Source organism: Amycolatopsis sp. NBC_00348 (assembly GCF_036114655.1).
GTDB lineage: Bacteria > Actinomycetota > Actinomycetes > Mycobacteriales > Pseudonocardiaceae > Amycolatopsis.
Genome location: NZ_CP107994.1, coordinates 10523313 through 10539335, shown reverse-complemented (window position 1 = coordinate 10539335; position 16023 = coordinate 10523313). Strand labels below are relative to the sequence as shown.

Below are 16023 nucleotides of genomic sequence, written 5' to 3'. Positions count from 1 at the left end.
TCCGGGGCCCGCTCCGCCGACAGTGATTCTTCCGGCGCGGATTCTTGCCGGAAACCTTACGGATCACGCTTAGAATTCGGTGGTCTCGGGAGGAGCACTCATGACGATCGGCCCGCCCAGTACCCCGTCCCCGGTTCCGGCCGGAATTCCGTGCTGGATCGAGCTCGCCTGCCGGGAGCAGGCCGTCGTGGAGAGATTCTACGGCGACCTCTTCGGCTGGATGTACGCCACTCAACGCGATCCCGCGACGTCCGACGGACGTTATGCGATCGCGACGCTGAACGAGCTCCCGGTCGGCGGGCTCTACCGCGCCGCCCAGGGCGCGCCACTGGGCTGGATGCCGCACATCTCCGTGCCGCACACGGCGAGTGCGGCCGAATGGGTGGAGCACCTCGGCGGGCGGCTGACGCTCGGCCCGATGCCGATCCCGCAGCGGGGAACGATCCTGCACGCCTACGACGCGTGCGGCGCGCCGGTGGTGTTCTGGGAGGTCCCGCCGGACTGGGAGTTCGTCACCGGGATCCCCAACACCTTCAGCGGCGCCGACCTCAACACCCACGACGGCGTCGCGGCGGATCACTTCTACACCAAGCTGTTCAACTACTCGAGCCACCAGATCGGCGACGGCGAATCGCTCGACTACGCCGAATGGCTCATCGAGCATCAGCCGGTGCTGTACCGCTACGTGATGGGCTCGGAGTACAGCCTCGACACCCCGCCGCACTGGCTCGTGTACTTCGACATCGACCCGGCGCGCGGCGTGGACGCCGTCGCGGGCGAGTCGCTCATGCACGGCGGCACCGTCGTGATCCAGCCGTACGACACCCCGTTCGGCCGGATGGCGATCCTCGCCGACCCGGAGGGCGCGGTGTTCGCCGTGATCGACCACTCGCGCATCGCCGAAGGCTGGGGCCGCGCCGAGGTCGACGACCCCTACGACGACTGACGCCCGAGCAGCGCCAGCACCACCACCAGCGCGTAGCCGCCCGCCACCAGCCACATCCCGGTGGCGGGCAGCAACGCACCGACGAGCGCGACCCCGATCGCGCCGCCGGTCTGACGGGACGCATTGAGCACCCCGGCGGCCAGCCCGGCCTTGTCCGGCAAGGAGTTCATCGCCAGCGACGTCATCGCGGGCATCGCCAGCGAGCAGCAGCCGAAGACCACCGAGACCAGCACGAACGCCACGAGCGACCGGTCCGCGGGCAGCAGCGCGAAGCCGACCGAACCGGCGAACCCGGCCACCGCGCCCGCGATCATCGGGACGCGCGCGCCGAAGCGTCCGGTGAGGCGGCCGCTGAAGAACGCGTTGAGCCCCACCGCCATCGTCAGCGGCACCAGTGCGAGACCGGCGGCGAGCGCACCCAGTGACCAGGCCCGTTGCAGGTACAGCGCGAGCGAGAACAGGGTGCCGTAGAGGCAGAAGTTGAACAGGCCGCCGATGCCGGTCGCCACCGCGAAGTTCCGGATCCGCAGAACGCCCAGCGGCAGCACGGGATCCGGCACCCGCCGTTCGACGGTCACGAACACCACACCGGCCACCACTCCCCCGGCCAGCAACGTGAGCGTCAGCGGGGCGAGCCAACCGGCGTGGCCCGACTCGATGAACCCTGCGACGAGGCAGGCGAGCGAGGCTGTGCCGGTCAGCTGCCCGGCCAGGTCCAGGCGCGTCGACGCGTGCCGCGGCGGTTCGGTGACCGCGCGGCGCGTGAGGACGATCGCGACGATCCCGACCGGCACGTTCACCGCGAACACCAGCCGCCAGTCGGCCAGGCCCACGGCCAGCCCGCCGAGCACCGGGCCGGCGGCGAGGCCGGCCCCGCTCATCCCGCCCCACACACCGAGCGCGCGGGCTCGCTCCCGCGGGTCCGGGAACTGGTGCACGATCAGCGCCAGCGACGACGGCAGCAACGCGGCGGCGCCCGCGCCCTGCACCGCCCGCGCGGCGATGAGCCAGGCGGCCGAGCCCGCGAGCGCGCAGGCGATGCTCGCGAGCACGAAGACCGCGACGCCGACCTCGAAGACGCGGCGCGAACCCCACCGGTCGCCGGCGGCGCCCCAGGTGAGCAGGAACGCGGCGAGCGTCACGGTGTAGGCGTCGACCACCCACTGCAGCGCGGCGGTCGACGGCTCGCCGAAGTCGGCGCCGATCGCCGGGAGTGCGAGGTTCACGATGGTCGCGTCGAGAGTGATCATCAGGAAGCCCAGGCAGACGGCGGTGAGCGCGAGCTTGGCCGGGGCGCGGGTTTCGGCGGGCATGCCCCGAGTCAAACCCCTGGACGCTTCGGTGGTCCACGAACCATCGCCTACGTCTGGTAGGCGGAACCTCCCACCGCAGGTCTACCGTGCCGTCATGGAACTACGGCAGCTCCGGTACTTCCTGGCGGTCGCGGAGGAACTGCACTTCGGACGGGCGGCCGAGCGGCTGCACATCGCGAGCCCGTCGCTGTCACAGCAGATCAAGAAGCTCGAACGGGACCTGGGCGCGGCGCTGTTCGTCCGCGACCGGCGGCACGTCGAGCTGACCCGGGCCGGGGCCGCGCTGGTCGGCGACGCGCGGCAGATCCTGGAGCTGGCCGACGCGGCCGCGCGCCGGGTCCGCGGCACCGCGCGGACGAAGCTGCGCCTCGGGCACGTGAGCTGGCTGCCGGCCGAGCTGACGCGGCTGCTCGGCGACGTCGTCCGGCTCGACGAGTGGGTGCTGCCGTCGCACACCCAGGTCGTCCGGGTCGCCGAAGGCACCCTGGATCTCGCGCTGGCCTGGGTCGACACCGGGCGGCTGTCTTCCCTCGGCCTCGTGGCGCACCTGGTGCGGATCGAGACGCTGCCCGCGATCGTGCCCGGTGATCAGCCTGCGGCCCGGTTGGCCACGGTGCCCGCGCCGTCGGTGTCGGTGCTGGTCGACTCGGACCAGTCGTCGTGGCCGGCGTGGAACGAGTTCGCGCTGGACTACGCGGCGGCGAGCGGCGCCCGGGTCGTCCACATCGACGACGGCGGCGTCACCGGGCAGGCGTTCTTCGACCACGTGACGCGGCTGCGGGTACCGGTGCTGCAGTCACCGAAGCGGCACACGGCGCCGTTCCCGCCGAGCCTGGTGCGGCGCCCGATCGGCGCCCCGGGCCCGGGCTGGACGTGGTCCCTGGTGCACCGGCGCGACGACGACCGGCCGGAAGTCGCGCAGGTCGTCGAGCGGGTACTGGGCCTGCGGGCGACGATGCGCTGGGACGAGCCGGGCGCCTGGTTACCGGCGACCGACCCGCACCGCGCGTCAGCCCAGCGGCACGAACGCCGAGAGCAGCAGCCAGGACACCACGGCTGAGGGCAGCAGCGAGTCGAGGCGGTCCATGATCCCGCCGTGCCCGGGCAGCAGCGTGCCCATGTCCTTGACGCCCAGGTCGCGCTTGATCAGCGACTCGACGAGGTCGCCGAGGGTAGCGGTGAGCACGATCGCGACGCCGAAGATCACGCCCTGCCAGACGTGGCCGTCGAGCAGCAGGCTGAGCGTCAGCGCTCCGGCCACGACGCCACCGACCACCGACCCCGCGAAGCCTTCCCAGGTCTTCTTCGGGCTGATGCTGGGCGCCATCGGGTGCTTCCCGCCGAGGACGCCGGCGATGTACCCACCGGTGTCCGAGGCGACAACGCCGATCAGGAAGGTGAGAACGCGCCCGACGCCGTCCGAAGGCGGCACGAGCATCGCCGCGAACGCGCCGAACAGCGGCAGGTAGGCCGCGGCGAACGCCGACGCGCTGATGTCGCGCAGGTAGCCCTTCGCGCCGCCGGGCAGCCGCCAGAGCAGGCAGGCGAGCACGGTGAGGACGAACGCCGTCAGCGCGCCTTCCCGGCCGAACGGCCAGGCCAGCCAGATCATCGCCTGCCCGCCGACCAGCACCGGGATAACGGCGATCCGGGTGTCGGCCACGCGGCGCAACACGCCGGCGAACTCGAAGGTGCCGACCGCGATGGCGACCGCGATGATCCCGATGAAGATGAAGCGCACGGTGAGCAGGGAAACGATGATCGCGGCCCCGAGCAGCAACCCGACCCCAATGGCCGCGGGCAGGTTACGCCCGGCCTTGGAGCCCTTCTTGGCTTCAGGCTTGGCTTCGGACGCCACCGCCCCCTCAGCCGACGCCGTCGCCTCGGCCGCCTGAGCCGACGCGGCGGTCTCGGCCACCCCAGCCTCGGCAGCGCCGCTCGGCTGCGCCGAAGCCGGCGCAGCAGCACCGTTCGTCCGGGCGGAACCCCGGGAGGTAGCAGCGGCCGGTCGCGCCGATTCCGACCCGGCCTCAGTCGGTTCAGCCGATTCCGACGAAGCAGCCTCGGGCGGCTGAGCCGATCCCGACGAAGTGACCTCAGTCGGCTGAGCCGATTCCGGCACAGCAGCACCGTTCGGCCGGGCCGATCCCGGCGAAGTGGCCTCGGTCGGGACAGCAGCCCCGGTCGGCTGAGCAACACCGTTCGGCTGGGCCGATGCCGGCGTGGCCGCGTCGGCCGGCCGGGCCGATGCCGGCTCGCCGGATGTGGCCGGTTCCGGTGTCCCGGGACCGGCCGCCGGTTCTTCGCCGGTGGCGTCCACCCGGTCTTCGCGTTCCTCGCTCACCTGTGCCATCAGACCTCGAGCAGCTCGGCTTCCTTGTGCTTGACCAGCTCGTCGACCTTGTGCGAGTACGTGTCGGTGAGGTTCTGCAGTTCCTTCTCCGCGCGCACGACCTCGTCTTCGCCCGCTTCGCCGTCCTTGCCGATGCGGTCGAGCTCTTCCTTGGCCTTGCGGCGGATGCTGCGGATGGTCACCCGCGCGTCCTCGCCCTTGCCCTTGGCGACCTTCACCATCTCCTTGCGCCGCTCCTCGGTGAGCTGCGGGATGACGATGCGGATGACCTGGCCGTCGTTGCTCGGGTTGACCCCGAGGTCGGACTCGCGGATGGCCTTCTCGATGGCGTTGAGCTGGGTCTGGTCGTAGGGCTTGATCAGCGCCATCCGGGCTTCCGGCACGTTCACGCTGGCCAGCTGGTTCAGCGGGGTCGGCGCACCGTAGTACTCGACCACGATGCGCGAGAACATCGACGAGGTGGCCCGGCCGGTGCGCACCGACGTCAGGTCGTCCTTCGCGACGGACACCGCTTTTTCCATCTTCTCCTCGGCATCGAGGAGGGTCTCGTCGATCACGGCTACTCCCGTTGTTGTGATGGTGTGGCGCCTGGCTGATCCCAGCAGGTCTAGGCAGGTACCCCGTCGGCGGGGGTACAGACCAGGGTCCCGATTCTTTCACCACTCACCGCGCGGGCGATGTTCCCCTCGGTGAGCAGGTTGAACACGATGATCGGCATGTTGTTGTCCATGCAGAGGCTGAACGCCGTCGCGTCGGCGACCTTGAGGTCCCGCTCCAGCACCTCGCGGTGGGTGATCTCGCGGAACATCTCGGCGGTCGGGTCGCTCTTCGGGTCCGCGGTGTAGACGCCGTCGACGGCCTTCGCCATCAGCACGGCCTCGCAGCCCAGCTCGAGCGCCCGCTGCGCGGCCGCGGTGTCCGTGGAGAAGTACGGCATGCCGACCCCGGCGCCGAAGATCACGACGCGGCCCTTCTCCAGGTGCCGCTCGGCGCGGCGCGGGATGTACGGCTCGGCGACCTGACCCATCGTGATCGCGGTCTGCACCCGGGTGGGCAGGCCCTCCTTCTCCAGGAAGTCCTGCAGCGCCAGGCAGTTCATCACGGTGCCCAGCATCGCCATGTAGTCGGCGCGGTCGCGGTCCATGCCACGCTGCGACAGCTCGGCGCCGCGGAAGTAGTTGCCACCGCCGATCACGACGGCGACCTGGACGCCGGTGCGGGCGACGTCGGCGATCTGCTGCGCGACCGAGTGGACGACATCCGGATCGACGCCGATCGAACCACCGCCGAACATCTCGCCGCCCAGCTTCAGCAGCACCCGGCGGTAGCCACCTTCGACCCGGTCACCCATCTATGTCGCCTCCTAGGCGCTTCGACCCTCGAAAAATCTTCTTCTGGACCCGGCAGTGCCCCGTCCCCGATGGACGGAGACGGGGCACTGGGGGTGAAACCTACGCCCGGACCTGGCCTCAGGCCTGGCCGACCTCGAAACGGGCGAACTTCGTGATCGTCACGCCCGCCGCGTCGAGCAGGGCCTTGACGGTCTTCTTGTTGTCCTTGACCGACGGCTGCTCGAGCAGCACGTTGTCCTTGTAGTACGCGTTGACCTTGCCTTCGACGATCTTCGTCATCGCCTGCTCCGGCTTGCCCTCTTCACGGGCGGTCTTCTCCGCGATGGAGCGCTCGTTCTCGACGATCTCGGCGGGCACCTCGTCGCGGGTCAGGTACTTCGCGCGCAGCGCGGCGACCTGCATGGCGGCGGCGCGGGCGGCCTCGGTGTCGTCACCGGTGAACTCGACGAGCACGCCGACGGCCGGCGGCAGGTCCGAGCCGCGGCGGTGCAGGTAGCTCGTGGTCTGGCCCTCGAAGGACACGACGCGGCGCAGCTCGAGCTTCTCGCCGATGCGGGCGGACAGCTCCTGCACGACCTCGTTGACCGTCTTGCCGTCCAGCTCGGCGCCCTTGAGGGCGTCCACGTCGCTGGTCTTGACGGTCTTCGCGACCTCGACGATCTTCGCGGCGAGCGCCTGGAACTCGGCGTTCTTCGCGACGAAGTCGGTCTCGGAGTCGAGCTCGATCAGGACGCCGCCGGCGCCGGCGACGAGGCCTTCGGCGGTGGCGCGCTCGGCGCGCTTGCCGACGTCCTTGGCGCCCTTGATGCGGAGGAACTCGACGGCCTTGTCGAAGTCGCCGTCGTTCTCCTCCATCGCCTTCTTGCAGTCCATGAAGCCGGCGCCGGTCATCTCGCGCAGGCGCTTCACGTCAGCGGCGGTGTAGTTCGCCATTCTGCTAAATCCGTCCTTTTCAGGTACGTGAAATCCTTGGGGGGAGCGACATCCGTGCGGCCGGGCCGGGATCCGGCCCGGCCGCACGGACAGCGGTGGATCAGGAGGAGGCGGTCGCCTGCTCGGCCTCGGCGGGGGCCTCGGCCGGCGTCTCGACCGGAGCGTCGACGGCCGCGGCCGCCTCGGTCGCGTCGGCGGCGGCGGTCTCGGAGCCGGCGAGCAGCTCCTTCTCCCACTCGGCCAGCGGCTCGTCGGTGGCGACACCCGGCTCCGGCTTGGAGTCGGCCGAAGCACCGTTGCGGCTGGAGCGCTGCATGAGACCGGCGGCAGCGGCCTCGGCGACGACCTTGGTCAGCAGCGCGGCCGACCGGATGGCGTCGTCGTTGCCCGGGATCGGGTAGTCGACCTCGTCCGGGTCGCAGTTGGTGTCCAGGATCGCGACGACCGGGATGTTCAGCTTGCGAGCCTCGCCGACGGCGATGTGCTCCTTCTTGGTGTCGACGATCCACACGATGCTCGGCACCTTGGCCATGTCGCGGATACCGCCGAGGGTCTTCTCGAGCTTGTCCTTCTCGCGGGTCAGCGTCAGGATCTCGCGCTTGGTGAGACCCTCGAAGCCGCCGGTCTGCTCCCGCGACTCGAGCTCCTTCAGGCGGAGAAGACGCTTGTGCACGGTCTGGAAGTTGGTCAGCATGCCGCCGAGCCAGCGCTGGTTCACGTAGGGCATGCCCACGCGCGAGGCTTCGGCCGCGATGGCTTCCTGAGCCTGCTTCTTCGTGCCGACGAACATGATCGTGCCGCCGTGCGCGACGGTTTCCTTGATGAACTCGTACGCACGGTCGATGTAGGTCAGCGTCTGCTGCAGGTCGATGATGTAGATGCCGTTGCGCTCGGTGAAGATGTAGCGCTTCATCTTCGGGTTCCACCGACGGGTCTGGTGCCCGAAGTGGACGCCGCTGTCGAGCAGCTGCTTCATGGTGACGACGGCCATTGCCGGAATCGACCTCTTCTGTGTCGTGCGCGCCGGAGCCCTTGAGGACCCTGCCGCGCTACTCGGTTTTGTCGCTCGCGGCCGGGAGGCCGCTCGCCCTGGTGCCCGTGCCGGTGTCCGGACCCTGAGGCGAAGGACCACAGGGACCGCCGAACACCGTGCGACTCGCCCCGGCCGGTGATCCACTGGCGGGGGAACGCGCACGTGCACGCGAAGTCAGTCCGCTCACACGGACCGCGGAAAAGATTCTACCCCCTGCCACCAGCCCCTCCCCCACCGGCGGCCACCGCCGGGCCGGGTTGTCCACAACGGGGTGAGTTGTCCACAGATCCGGGCATCGGACCCCAAGAGGTTCGAAGGTGCCGCAGGCTGGACGGGTGGAGTCGATCAAGGGGTTCAGAGGTGGGGTACCGGGTCGTGGCGCGGGGCTGATTGCCCTGGTCACGACGGTTTTTGCCGGGGTTGTGACGCTGGCGGCCGGGGTCTTCGGCCCGGCTCTCGCCGGGCCGGCGGCGACCAGGCCACCTTCGGCAGACGCCGCGGCGCCTGCAGGGACGAGCAGCTCGGGCATCGCAGATGCTGCTGCGCTCGCAGCGGGGCCCAGCCTCCGCCCTGTAGACGCTGCGGCGCTCGCAGCGGCGACCCGCCTTCAGCTCGCGGACACCGCAGCACTCGCAGGCGCGACCAGACCCGGCTTCGCGGACGCCACGGAGATTGCGGGGGCGACCAGCTCTGCCTTCTCGGGCGCCGCATCCACCGTGCCCTGGGCAACCGGCCCATCTGTCGCGGACGCCATAGCGCTCGCCGCGGGCGTAGCCGGGCCGCGCCACGCAAGCACGCCGGCCACCATCCCGAGGCCGGTCGATCCGGCCTCGGCCGGACTATGGGGCACCGAGCAGGGAGCACCCGCGCTGGGCACCGCCGGATCGGCCGGACTGGCACGTGCTGCGCCGGTCCTCGCGGATCGGGATGGCATCTGGGCGTGGACCCCGGACGCAGCGTCGTCCGGGGCTGCCGTGTTCGAGTCACCCGACCCGGTTGTCCCGTCGCCGTCTGGAGACGGGTGGGTTCTTCCCGCGGCGGCTGATCCGTGGGCTGTGCCTCAGCCGCGGCTTTCCTGGCCTCTCTCACCCGATCCGGTGGTTGCCAAGTACTTCGATGCGCCGGAAACGCCCTACGGGCCCGGGCACCGCGGGGTCGACCTGGCCGCCGTGCCCGGGCAGGACGTTCTGGCGGCTGATGCGGGTGTCGTCGTGTTCGCCGGGCTTGTGGCCGGGCGGCCGGTGATCTCCGTGGACCACGACGGTGGGCTGCGCACCACCTATGAGCCCGTCGCGCCGAAGGTGGCCGCCGGTGAGCAGGTGTTTCGCGGTCAGGTGCTCGGCACCGTCCTCGCCGGGCATCCCGGCTGCGCGGTCGCCGCGTGTCTGCACTGGGGTGTGCGGCGGGGTGAGGAGTACGTCGATCCGCTGTCCCTGACCGGTGAGGTGGGCGCGTACCGGCTCAAGCCGTGGGGCGGTGAACCGTGATCAGCTGCCGGTCTGCTCGACCAGCTTGGCGCGCAGCCGCATGACGGCGCGGGTGTGCAGCTGGCTGACCCGCGACTCGGTGACGCCGAGGACCTTCCCGATCTCGGCGAGGGTCAGGCTCTCGAAGTAATAGAGGCTGACCACGATCTTGTCGCGCTCGGACAGCTGTCCGATCGCCTGCGCGAGCTGGCGGCGGTTGTCCTGGTCGACCAGGACCGCGACCGGGTCGACCGCGTCGTCGTCGGGAATTGTGTCGACCAGGGATCCGCTGTCCTTGCCCGCGGCCACCAGGTCCTCCAGCGCGACGACGCTGGTGAGCTGCAGCTGGCCGTAGAAGTCGCGCAGGTCGTCGAGGCCGATGCCGAGCTCGACGGCCAGCTCCGCGTCGGTCGGGGTGCGGTGCAGGCGGGCGCCCAGGCGCTCCATCGCGCGCTCGGCTTCCTTCGCCTTGCTGCGGACCGCGCGCGGGACCCAGTCCTGCGAGCGGAGGTCGTCGAGGATCGCGCCGCGGATGCGCTGCATCGCGTACGTCTCGAAGCGCAGGCCGCGTTCGGGGTCGAACTTCTCGATCGCGTCGACGAGCCCGAAGATGCCGGACTGCACGAGGTCGCCGACGTCGACGTGGGTGGGCAAACCGGTGCCGACCCGGCCGGCGACGTACTTGACCAGCGGGGCGTAGTGCAGCACGAGCCGATCGCGCGACGCCTGGTCCGGGCTGTCGGCGAACTGCTGCCACAGCGCCGCGATACCGGCGTCGACGTCGTAGGCGGCCCGAGATTCCGCGGGCACGGCGGCGGCACCGCGAGTGTTCACTCCGGTGGCGTCGGTGACGTGCGGTCCTGCGGTCATTGCACCGTCGTTCTCGGCATGCGGCTCAGTGTCGTCTCCGTGCTCGTGCGGATGCGCGTGCGCCGCCAGGCCCGCTGGTGACGACCCCGGCGAGGCTCCCCGGGGCACTTCACGCCCTGGGATGCGCTCGGTCATGGATCGCTTTCAACCGGTCGACGGTCACATGAGTGTAGAGCTGCGTCGTGGCAAGCGTAGCGTGACCAAGCAGTTCCTGAACGCTCCTGAGATCGGCGCCCCCTTCCAGCAGATGCGTCGCCGCCGAATGGCGCAGGCCGTGCGGGCCCATGTCCTGTGCTCCGGGCACCGCTGTGACGGCGTCGTGGACCACGCGGCGCACCGCCCGCGGGTCGAGGCGTTTCCCCCGGACACCGAGGAAGAGCGCGGGCTCGACGCTCCCACCGGCGCTTTCGCCGACGATCTTCGGGCGGCCCTCCTCGATCCAGTCGCCCAGCGCCCCGGCCGCGGGGACGCCGAACGGGACCACCCGCTCCTTGCTCCCCTTGCCGAGCACCGTCACGACACGCCGGGAGAAGTCCGCGCCGCCGAGGTCCAAGCCGCACAACTCGGACACCCGGATGCCCGTGGCGTAGAGCAGCTCGACGATCGCGCGATCACGCAGGGCGATCGGATCACGTTCCGCCGCGCCGGCCGCCGAGGCCCGCATGACCTCCCCCGCCTGAGCGGCCCGCAGCACCCCCGGCAGGGTGCGGTGCGCCCGCGGGGCGGCCAGCCGGCCCCCGGGGTCGGTGGCGAGGACCTCGGTGCGGTGCGCCCAGGCGGTGAACGTCCGGGCCGAGGCCGCCCGCCGGGCGAGCGTCGTGCGGCTGGCCCCGCCGGTCTGCTGCGCCGCGAGCCACGCCCGCAGCCGGGCGAGGTCCACGTCCGCGAGCCCGCCCCCAGCCTCGGCGACGAAGCCCAGGAGCGACACCGCGTCACCGACGTACGCGCGGACGGTGTGCGCGGAAAGGCCCCGTTCGAGCCCGAGGTGCCGCTCGTAACCGGTGATCACGGCCCGGACCGGCTCGGGCAGGGTGTCCCGGAGCCCGCGCAGGTCCGGCCGGCGGGATCGAGGTGGCGGCGGCATGGATGTCACGCTGCGCGAACATCCGCCGCCGGTCAAGGATCGCCACGCGGGCCCACCGGTCCGGCCGAACATATTCGACGATTTCGCCGGGAATCCGTGGTGTTCACGCGCTTTCCTTCCGCCGTCGCCAGCCCGCCTCGCCGCGGACGGCGAATCCGTCGATCTCCAGCTCCGGCAGCAGGGCCCGCACGGTCCGCAGCGGAACGCCGGACTCGGCCGCGATCTCGGCGTCGGACCGGTCCGCGCGCACGGCCAGCGCCTCGTACGCCCGCAGCGCGTCGGGGCCCAGCCGGTCGGTGCGCCGTTTCGGCCGGGCCGCGGTGCCGGCTTCCACGACGCCGAAGAGCCCCACGGTCTCGAGGACCTCGTCGACCGTCGAGACCAGCGTGGCCCGGGCGTCCCGGATCAGCTCGTGGCAGCCGACCGACATGGCCGACGTGATCGGCCCGGGCACGGCCATCACCACCTTGCCCAGCGCGCCGGCGGTGCTCGCGGTGTTGCGCGCGCCGCTGCGCCGCCCGGCCTCGACCACCAGGGTGCCCTCGGTGAGGGCGGCGATGAGCCGGTTGCGGACCAGGAACCGGTGCCGCGCCGGCGGGGTGCCGGGCGGGTACTCGCTGACCACCGCGCCACCGCTGCCGGCGATGCGGGTGAGCAGCGCGACGTGCCCCGCGGGATAGCCCGCGTCGATGGCGCACCCCAGCACCGCGACGGTGACCCCGGCCGCGGCGAGCGCGGCGTGGTGGGCTTTGCCGTCGATGCCGTAGGCCGCCCCGGAAAAGACCGGCACGCCTCGGGTGGCGAGCCCGTGGGCAATATCGGTGGCGTGCTGGTTGCCGTAGTCGGTCGAGGCCCGGGCGCCGACCACCGCCACGGCGCGATCGGCCGCGGTGCCGAGCGGGATGTCGCCGGCGACCCAGAGCGCCAGTGGCGGCACGGCTTCCGTGACCCCGCGCTGGGCGGCGAGGTCGAGGGAGAGGAGTGGCCAGGCCGGCCATTCGTCGTCCTCGGGCACGACCAGCCGGGCCCCGACAGCCGCGGCCCGTTCGAAGTCCTGGCCGACGAGGTTGTACGCCCGCCGGGCTTCGGTCGCCTTCAGCACGTCGGGCGGGCAGTCGCCACGCCACACGCGAGCGGCGGCCTCCACGGGCCCGTGCCGGGCCACGAAGGCGACGAGTGCGGGGGCCGGTGGCTCGGCGACCCGCAGCAGGTAGGCGCGGGCCCGGTGCAGTTCGTCGGCGCGCTCTTCGACGGTGGGTGCGGAGCCGGCCGGTTCGGAGCCGGGCTCGGACTCACCGGGCAGGCATCCGGCGGGCGGACATTCGGGAGTGCTCATGCCGCGACCCGCTCTCGGAAGGCCAGCGCCGAGCCGACCTGTTCGGGACCGGGGCGGGGTTCGGCGTCCAGGTCGGCCAGAGTCCAGGCGATGCGGAGGCAGCGGTCTGCTCCCCGGCCGCTCAGGATTCCCCGGTCCATGGCCCGGTCCAGGAGGACCGTCGACGACGGCGGGAGGGCGAACTCGCGCCGCAGGGCCGGGCCGGGGACCTCCGAGTTCGCGCGCCAGCCGTGGTCCTGCCAGCGGTGGGCCGCGCGGGCGCGCGCTTCCAGCACCCGGGCGCGGACCGTCTCCGAGGACTCCGCCGTGTCCGTGTCGTGGACGCTGATCGCGCTCAGCTGACGCAGGCGGACCCGGAGGTCCACCCGATCCAGCAACGGGCCCGACAAGCGGCCGAGGTAACGGCGGCGGGCCATCGGGGAGCAGACGCAGTCCACGTCCTTCGGCGGGGCGCACGCGCACGGGTTCGACGCGAGCACGAGTTGGAACCGCGCCGGGTAGGTGATCGAGCCCTTGACGCGGGCGATGCGGACTTCGCCCTCCTCCAGGATCGTCCGCAGGGATTCCAGGCGCTGGCTGCCGAACTCGCAGACCTCGTCGAGGAACAGGACTCCGCGGTGGGCGCGGCTGATCGCGCCGGGGGACGCGAGGCCGCTGCCGCCGCCGATCAGGGCCGGCACCGAGATCGAGTGGTGCGGGGCGACGAACGGCGGGACCGTGACCAGTGGCGACGACTTCGACAGCGAACCGTCGACCGAATGCACCGCCGTGACTTCCAAGGACTCCTCGGACGACAACGGCGGGAGCAGGCCGGGCAGCCGCTTCGCGAGCATCGTCTTGCCCACGCCCGGCGGCCCGGTGAGCAGGAGGTGGTGCCCGCCCGCCGCGGCCACCTCCAGGGCCCAGCGCGCCTCCGGCTGGCCGACGACGTCGGCGAGGTCCGGGACCTGCGGTGGCACGACCGGGGCGGGCGGTTCCGGGGCGACCAGGCCGGCTTCGCCCTTCAGCCAGCCCACCAGGTCACGCAGGTGGGTCGCGCCCGCCACCTCGATGCCGTCGACCAACGCCGCCTCGACGAGGGAATCCGCCGGGACGACGGCTCGCTCGTAGCCGGCCGCGCGCGCCGCGAGCAGGCCCGGGAGGACACCGCGGACCGCGCGGACCCGGCCGTCCAAGGCGAGTTCGCCGAGCAGGACCGTGCCGAGCAAGCGCGTCGCCGGGACGGCGCCCGTCGCCGCGAGCACGGCCACCGCGATGCCGAGGTCGTAGGCCGAGCCGACCTTGGGCAGGTTCGCCGGGGACAGGCCGAGCGTCACCTTGCCGTCGGGCCAGGGCTGCCCGGAGTTGCGCACGGCGGAGCGGACGCGGTCCTTCGCCTCGCGCAGACCGGCGTCCGGCAGCCCGACGAGGGTGACGCGGCTCAGGCCGCCGCCGAGGTCGGCTTCGATCTCGATGACGCGGCCGTCGATGCCCAGCAGGGCGACCGACCAGGACTTGGCGATCGGCATCAGAACGCCGCCTCGATGTGCTGCAGCCGCGGGCGGGCGCCGGCTTCGGCGAGGATCGTGACGACGTCGTACCGGATGGGGCACCAGCCGATGCGGAACTCGCGCAGCCAGCGTTGCGCCGCGCGGCGGACCCGGCCGGCCTTCTCCTCGGTGACGGTCTCCGACGGCAGGCCGAACTCGGTTCCGGACCGGGTTTTGACCTCGCAGAAGACGACCCGGGTGCGGTCGGTGAGGACGAGGTCGAGCTCGCCCTCGCGGCAGCGCCAGTTGCGGGCGAGCAGGACCAGGCCGCGGTCCTGCAGGTGCCGCGCGGCCACGTCCTCGCCCCAGGTGCCGAAGTCGCGGCGGTGTCTCGCGAGCTGATCGGTGCCCGTCATCGTGTTTCGTCCCCTCGCCGCGCCGCGGCGGTCACCGGGGCGGTCCCGGTGATCACGGTGCGTGCGTGAACGACGTTGCCAGGGCGCGTGGTGGGGAGACCAGACCCGGATCGCCGGGTTGTGGACAACCGGGGGATGTGGACAACTGCCCCGCCCGGAGCCGGCGTGGGACCGGAAATGTCGGTGCGGCGTGCTAAGGGCACGGACCCCGACAAGGGGCCCGGAGACGACAAAACCGGCGAAACCGCGCCTGGTAGCGCGGTTTCGCCGGTGTGACGGGGAAGCTCAGCCCGAGAACGGGCCGTCTTCGGGAAGCCGGAGGTCCGGCTTGTCCAGCTCCTCGACGTTGACGTCCTTGAAGGTGATCACCCGCACGTGCTTGACGAACCGGGCGGGGCGGTACATGTCCCAGACCCACGCGTCGGACATGCGGACCTCGAAGTACACCTCGCCACCGCCGTCGCGGACCTGGACGTCCACCGCGTTGGCCAGGTAGAACCGCCGCTCGGTCTCCACCACGTACGAGAACTGGCCGACGATGTCGCGGTACTCGCGGTACAGCGAGAGCTCCATCTCGGTCTCGTACTTCTCGAGATCCTCTGCGCTCATGAAATCCGCGCCCCTCCTCGGGATCGTGCTCCTGCTCCGCCGGCGGAGCGTTCATTGTGACCTACGCCGGCGCTCGGGGCATGCAACGGCAGGCTGAGTTGTGGGTCCAAAGCTTCGTCGAGGACGGCGGCCAGGCTCGCACCGGCGTCCTTCTCCATGGCTTTCTCCAGTGCCGCGTAGGTCAGGACGACCGGACGCTCGGGGCGCATGCCGTGCGCGATCGCCGCCGTGGCGACGTTCGTGTACGACCAGCGGTGGACGTCGCTGGGTCCGTGTTCGCGCAGCGCCGACAGGTGGTCCGCCGTGCTGTATCCCTTGTGCACGTCGAAACCGTAGTGCGGCAGGTCGTCGTGGTGACCGGCCATGATGCGGTCCCGTGTCACCTTTGCCAGCACCGACGCGGCCGCGATGGCGGCCACCGTCCGGTCGCCCTTGATCACCGCGGCGTTCGGGGCGGTGAGGCCCGGGACGCGGAACCCGTCGGTGAGGATGTACCCCGGTGCCACGCGCAACGCCGCCGCGGCGCGGCGCATGCCTTCGAGGTTCATCACCCGGATGCCGTAGAGGTCGACCTCGGCGGTCGGGACGACGATCACCGAGTAGTCGACGGCCCGGGCGAGGACCAGGTCGTAGACCCGGTCACGCGCCTTGGCCGTCATCAGCTTGGAGTCCGTCAGCTCGGTGAGCCTCGCCGCGTCGCCTTGCTTGAGCACGCAGGCCGCGATCACGAGCGGGCCCGCGCACGCGCCGGCCCCGGCTTCGTCCACACCGGCGACCGGGCCGAGGCCGCGGCGGTCGAGTGCGCCCTGCAGACCCCAGAAGAGGTCGCCGCGCACCACGGCT

The 16023-nt window shown here is 71.7% G+C and carries 16 protein-coding genes; 3 read left to right on the top strand and 13 right to left on the bottom strand.

Translation table 11 applies throughout. The annotated features are described in order from the left end of the window. The first annotated feature begins 100 nt into the window (after positions 1–100). Complete coding sequence (locus tag OHS58_RS47775) at positions 101–946, top strand: VOC family protein (protein ID WP_326947183.1); 846 nt, start codon at positions 101–103, stop codon at positions 944–946. Here OHS58_RS47775 and OHS58_RS47770 read toward each other — a convergent pair. Continuing rightward, a complete protein-coding gene (locus tag OHS58_RS47770) occupies positions 934–2259 on the bottom strand; it encodes an MFS transporter (protein ID WP_328646651.1) in 1326 nt (441 codons plus the stop codon). The genes OHS58_RS47775 and OHS58_RS47770 overlap by 13 nt on opposite strands. A gap of 94 nt (positions 2260–2353) precedes the next feature. Here OHS58_RS47770 and OHS58_RS47765 point away from each other — a divergent pair, with 94 nt between their 5' ends. After that, a complete protein-coding gene (locus OHS58_RS47765; RefSeq protein ID WP_328646650.1) occupies positions 2354–3319 on the top strand; it encodes a LysR family transcriptional regulator in 966 nt (321 codons plus the stop codon). Here the strand turns inward: OHS58_RS47765 and OHS58_RS47760 are convergent. From OHS58_RS47760 to rpsB, 5 genes are all read right to left on the bottom strand, one after another. After that, a complete protein-coding gene (locus tag OHS58_RS47760; RefSeq protein WP_328649980.1) occupies positions 3269–4117 on the bottom strand; it encodes a phosphatidate cytidylyltransferase in 849 nt (282 codons plus the stop codon). The genes OHS58_RS47765 and OHS58_RS47760 overlap by 51 nt on opposite strands. A 494-nt stretch (positions 4118–4611) precedes the next feature. Next, complete coding sequence (gene frr, locus OHS58_RS47755; RefSeq protein WP_247062391.1) at positions 4612–5169, bottom strand: ribosome recycling factor; 558 nt, start codon at positions 5167–5169, stop codon at positions 4612–4614. A gap of 50 nt (positions 5170–5219) precedes the next feature. After that, positions 5220–5963, bottom strand: coding sequence for a UMP kinase (gene pyrH, locus OHS58_RS47750; protein WP_247062389.1), 744 nt, complete (start codon positions 5961–5963; stop codon positions 5220–5222). A gap of 118 nt (positions 5964–6081) precedes the next feature. Continuing rightward, on the bottom strand, positions 6082–6897 hold the full coding sequence (tsf, locus tag OHS58_RS47745; protein ID WP_326947180.1) for a translation elongation factor Ts: 816 nt from the start codon (positions 6895–6897) through the stop codon (positions 6082–6084). Positions 6898–6997: 100 nt separating this feature from the next. Beyond that, entirely contained in the window at positions 6998–7888 is an 891-nt protein-coding gene (rpsB, locus tag OHS58_RS47740) for a 30S ribosomal protein S2 (protein WP_326947179.1), read from the bottom strand. 1016 nt (positions 7889–8904) lie between these two features. On the opposite strand from rpsB, the gene OHS58_RS47735 reads away from it, so the two are divergent. Further along, positions 8905–9417 carry a M23 family metallopeptidase gene (locus tag OHS58_RS47735; RefSeq protein WP_328649979.1) on the top strand — a complete coding sequence of 171 codons (513 nt, stop codon included), beginning with the start codon at positions 8905–8907 and terminating at the stop codon, positions 9415–9417. On the opposite strand, the gene OHS58_RS47730 is transcribed toward OHS58_RS47735, so the two are convergent. From OHS58_RS47730 to OHS58_RS47700, 7 genes are all read right to left on the bottom strand, one after another. Continuing rightward, entirely contained in the window at positions 9418–10266 is an 849-nt protein-coding gene (locus tag OHS58_RS47730; RefSeq protein WP_247062382.1) for a FliA/WhiG family RNA polymerase sigma factor, read from the bottom strand. It abuts the gene before it with no gap. Between the two features lie 109 nt (positions 10267–10375). Beyond that, positions 10376–11350: a tyrosine recombinase XerC gene (locus tag OHS58_RS47725; protein WP_326947177.1), complete on the bottom strand. Its 975-nt coding sequence runs from the start codon at positions 11348–11350 to the stop codon at positions 10376–10378. 103 nt (positions 11351–11453) lie between these two features. Continuing rightward, positions 11454–12686, bottom strand: coding sequence for a DNA-processing protein DprA (gene dprA / locus OHS58_RS47720; RefSeq protein WP_328646649.1), 1233 nt, complete (start codon positions 12684–12686; stop codon positions 11454–11456). Next, on the bottom strand, positions 12683–14194 hold the full coding sequence (locus tag OHS58_RS47715; protein ID WP_328646648.1) for a YifB family Mg chelatase-like AAA ATPase: 1512 nt from the start codon (positions 14192–14194) through the stop codon (positions 12683–12685). Before OHS58_RS47715 ends, dprA begins: the two co-directional genes overlap by 4 nt. Beyond that, positions 14194–14571, bottom strand: coding sequence for a YraN family protein (locus OHS58_RS47710; RefSeq protein WP_326947174.1), 378 nt, complete (start codon positions 14569–14571; stop codon positions 14194–14196). The genes OHS58_RS47715 and OHS58_RS47710 overlap by 1 nt, the downstream gene beginning before the upstream one ends. Before the next feature lie 285 nt (positions 14572–14856). Continuing rightward, a complete protein-coding gene (locus OHS58_RS47705; RefSeq protein ID WP_003096226.1) occupies positions 14857–15180 on the bottom strand; it encodes a DUF2469 domain-containing protein in 324 nt (107 codons plus the stop codon). Further along, entirely contained in the window at positions 15177–16019 is an 843-nt protein-coding gene (locus OHS58_RS47700) for a ribonuclease HII (RefSeq protein WP_247064058.1), read from the bottom strand. The genes OHS58_RS47705 and OHS58_RS47700 overlap by 4 nt, the downstream gene beginning before the upstream one ends. Positions 16020–16023: the final 4 nt, after the last annotated feature.

Coding starts and splice junctions, on each gene's coding strand:
- tsf (WP_326947180.1), bottom strand. CDS start 6,897: ATGGCGAACTACACCGCCGCTGACGTGAAGCGCCTGCGCGAGATGACC.
- OHS58_RS47715 (WP_328646648.1), bottom strand. CDS start 14,194: ATGCCGATCGCCAAGTCCTGGTCGGTCGCCCTGCTGGGCATCGACGGC.
- rpsB (WP_326947179.1), bottom strand. CDS start 7,888: ATGGCCGTCGTCACCATGAAGCAGCTGCTCGACAGCGGCGTCCACTTC.
- OHS58_RS47725 (WP_326947177.1), bottom strand. CDS start 11,350: ATGCCGCCGCCACCTCGATCCCGCCGGCCGGACCTGCGCGGGCTCCGG.
- OHS58_RS47705 (WP_003096226.1), bottom strand. CDS start 15,180: ATGAGCGCAGAGGATCTCGAGAAGTACGAGACCGAGATGGAGCTCTCG.
- OHS58_RS47775 (WP_326947183.1), top strand. CDS start 101: ATGACGATCGGCCCGCCCAGTACCCCGTCCCCGGTTCCGGCCGGAATT.
- OHS58_RS47765 (WP_328646650.1), top strand. CDS start 2,354: ATGGAACTACGGCAGCTCCGGTACTTCCTGGCGGTCGCGGAGGAACTG.
- OHS58_RS47730 (WP_247062382.1), bottom strand. CDS start 10,266: ATGACCGCAGGACCGCACGTCACCGACGCCACCGGAGTGAACACTCGC.
- OHS58_RS47710 (WP_326947174.1), bottom strand. CDS start 14,571: ATGACGGGCACCGATCAGCTCGCGAGACACCGCCGCGACTTCGGCACC.
- dprA (WP_328646649.1), bottom strand. CDS start 12,686: ATGAGCACTCCCGAATGTCCGCCCGCCGGATGCCTGCCCGGTGAGTCC.
- OHS58_RS47770 (WP_328646651.1), bottom strand. CDS start 2,259: ATGCCCGCCGAAACCCGCGCCCCGGCCAAGCTCGCGCTCACCGCCGTC.
- pyrH (WP_247062389.1), bottom strand. CDS start 5,963: ATGGGTGACCGGGTCGAAGGTGGCTACCGCCGGGTGCTGCTGAAGCTG.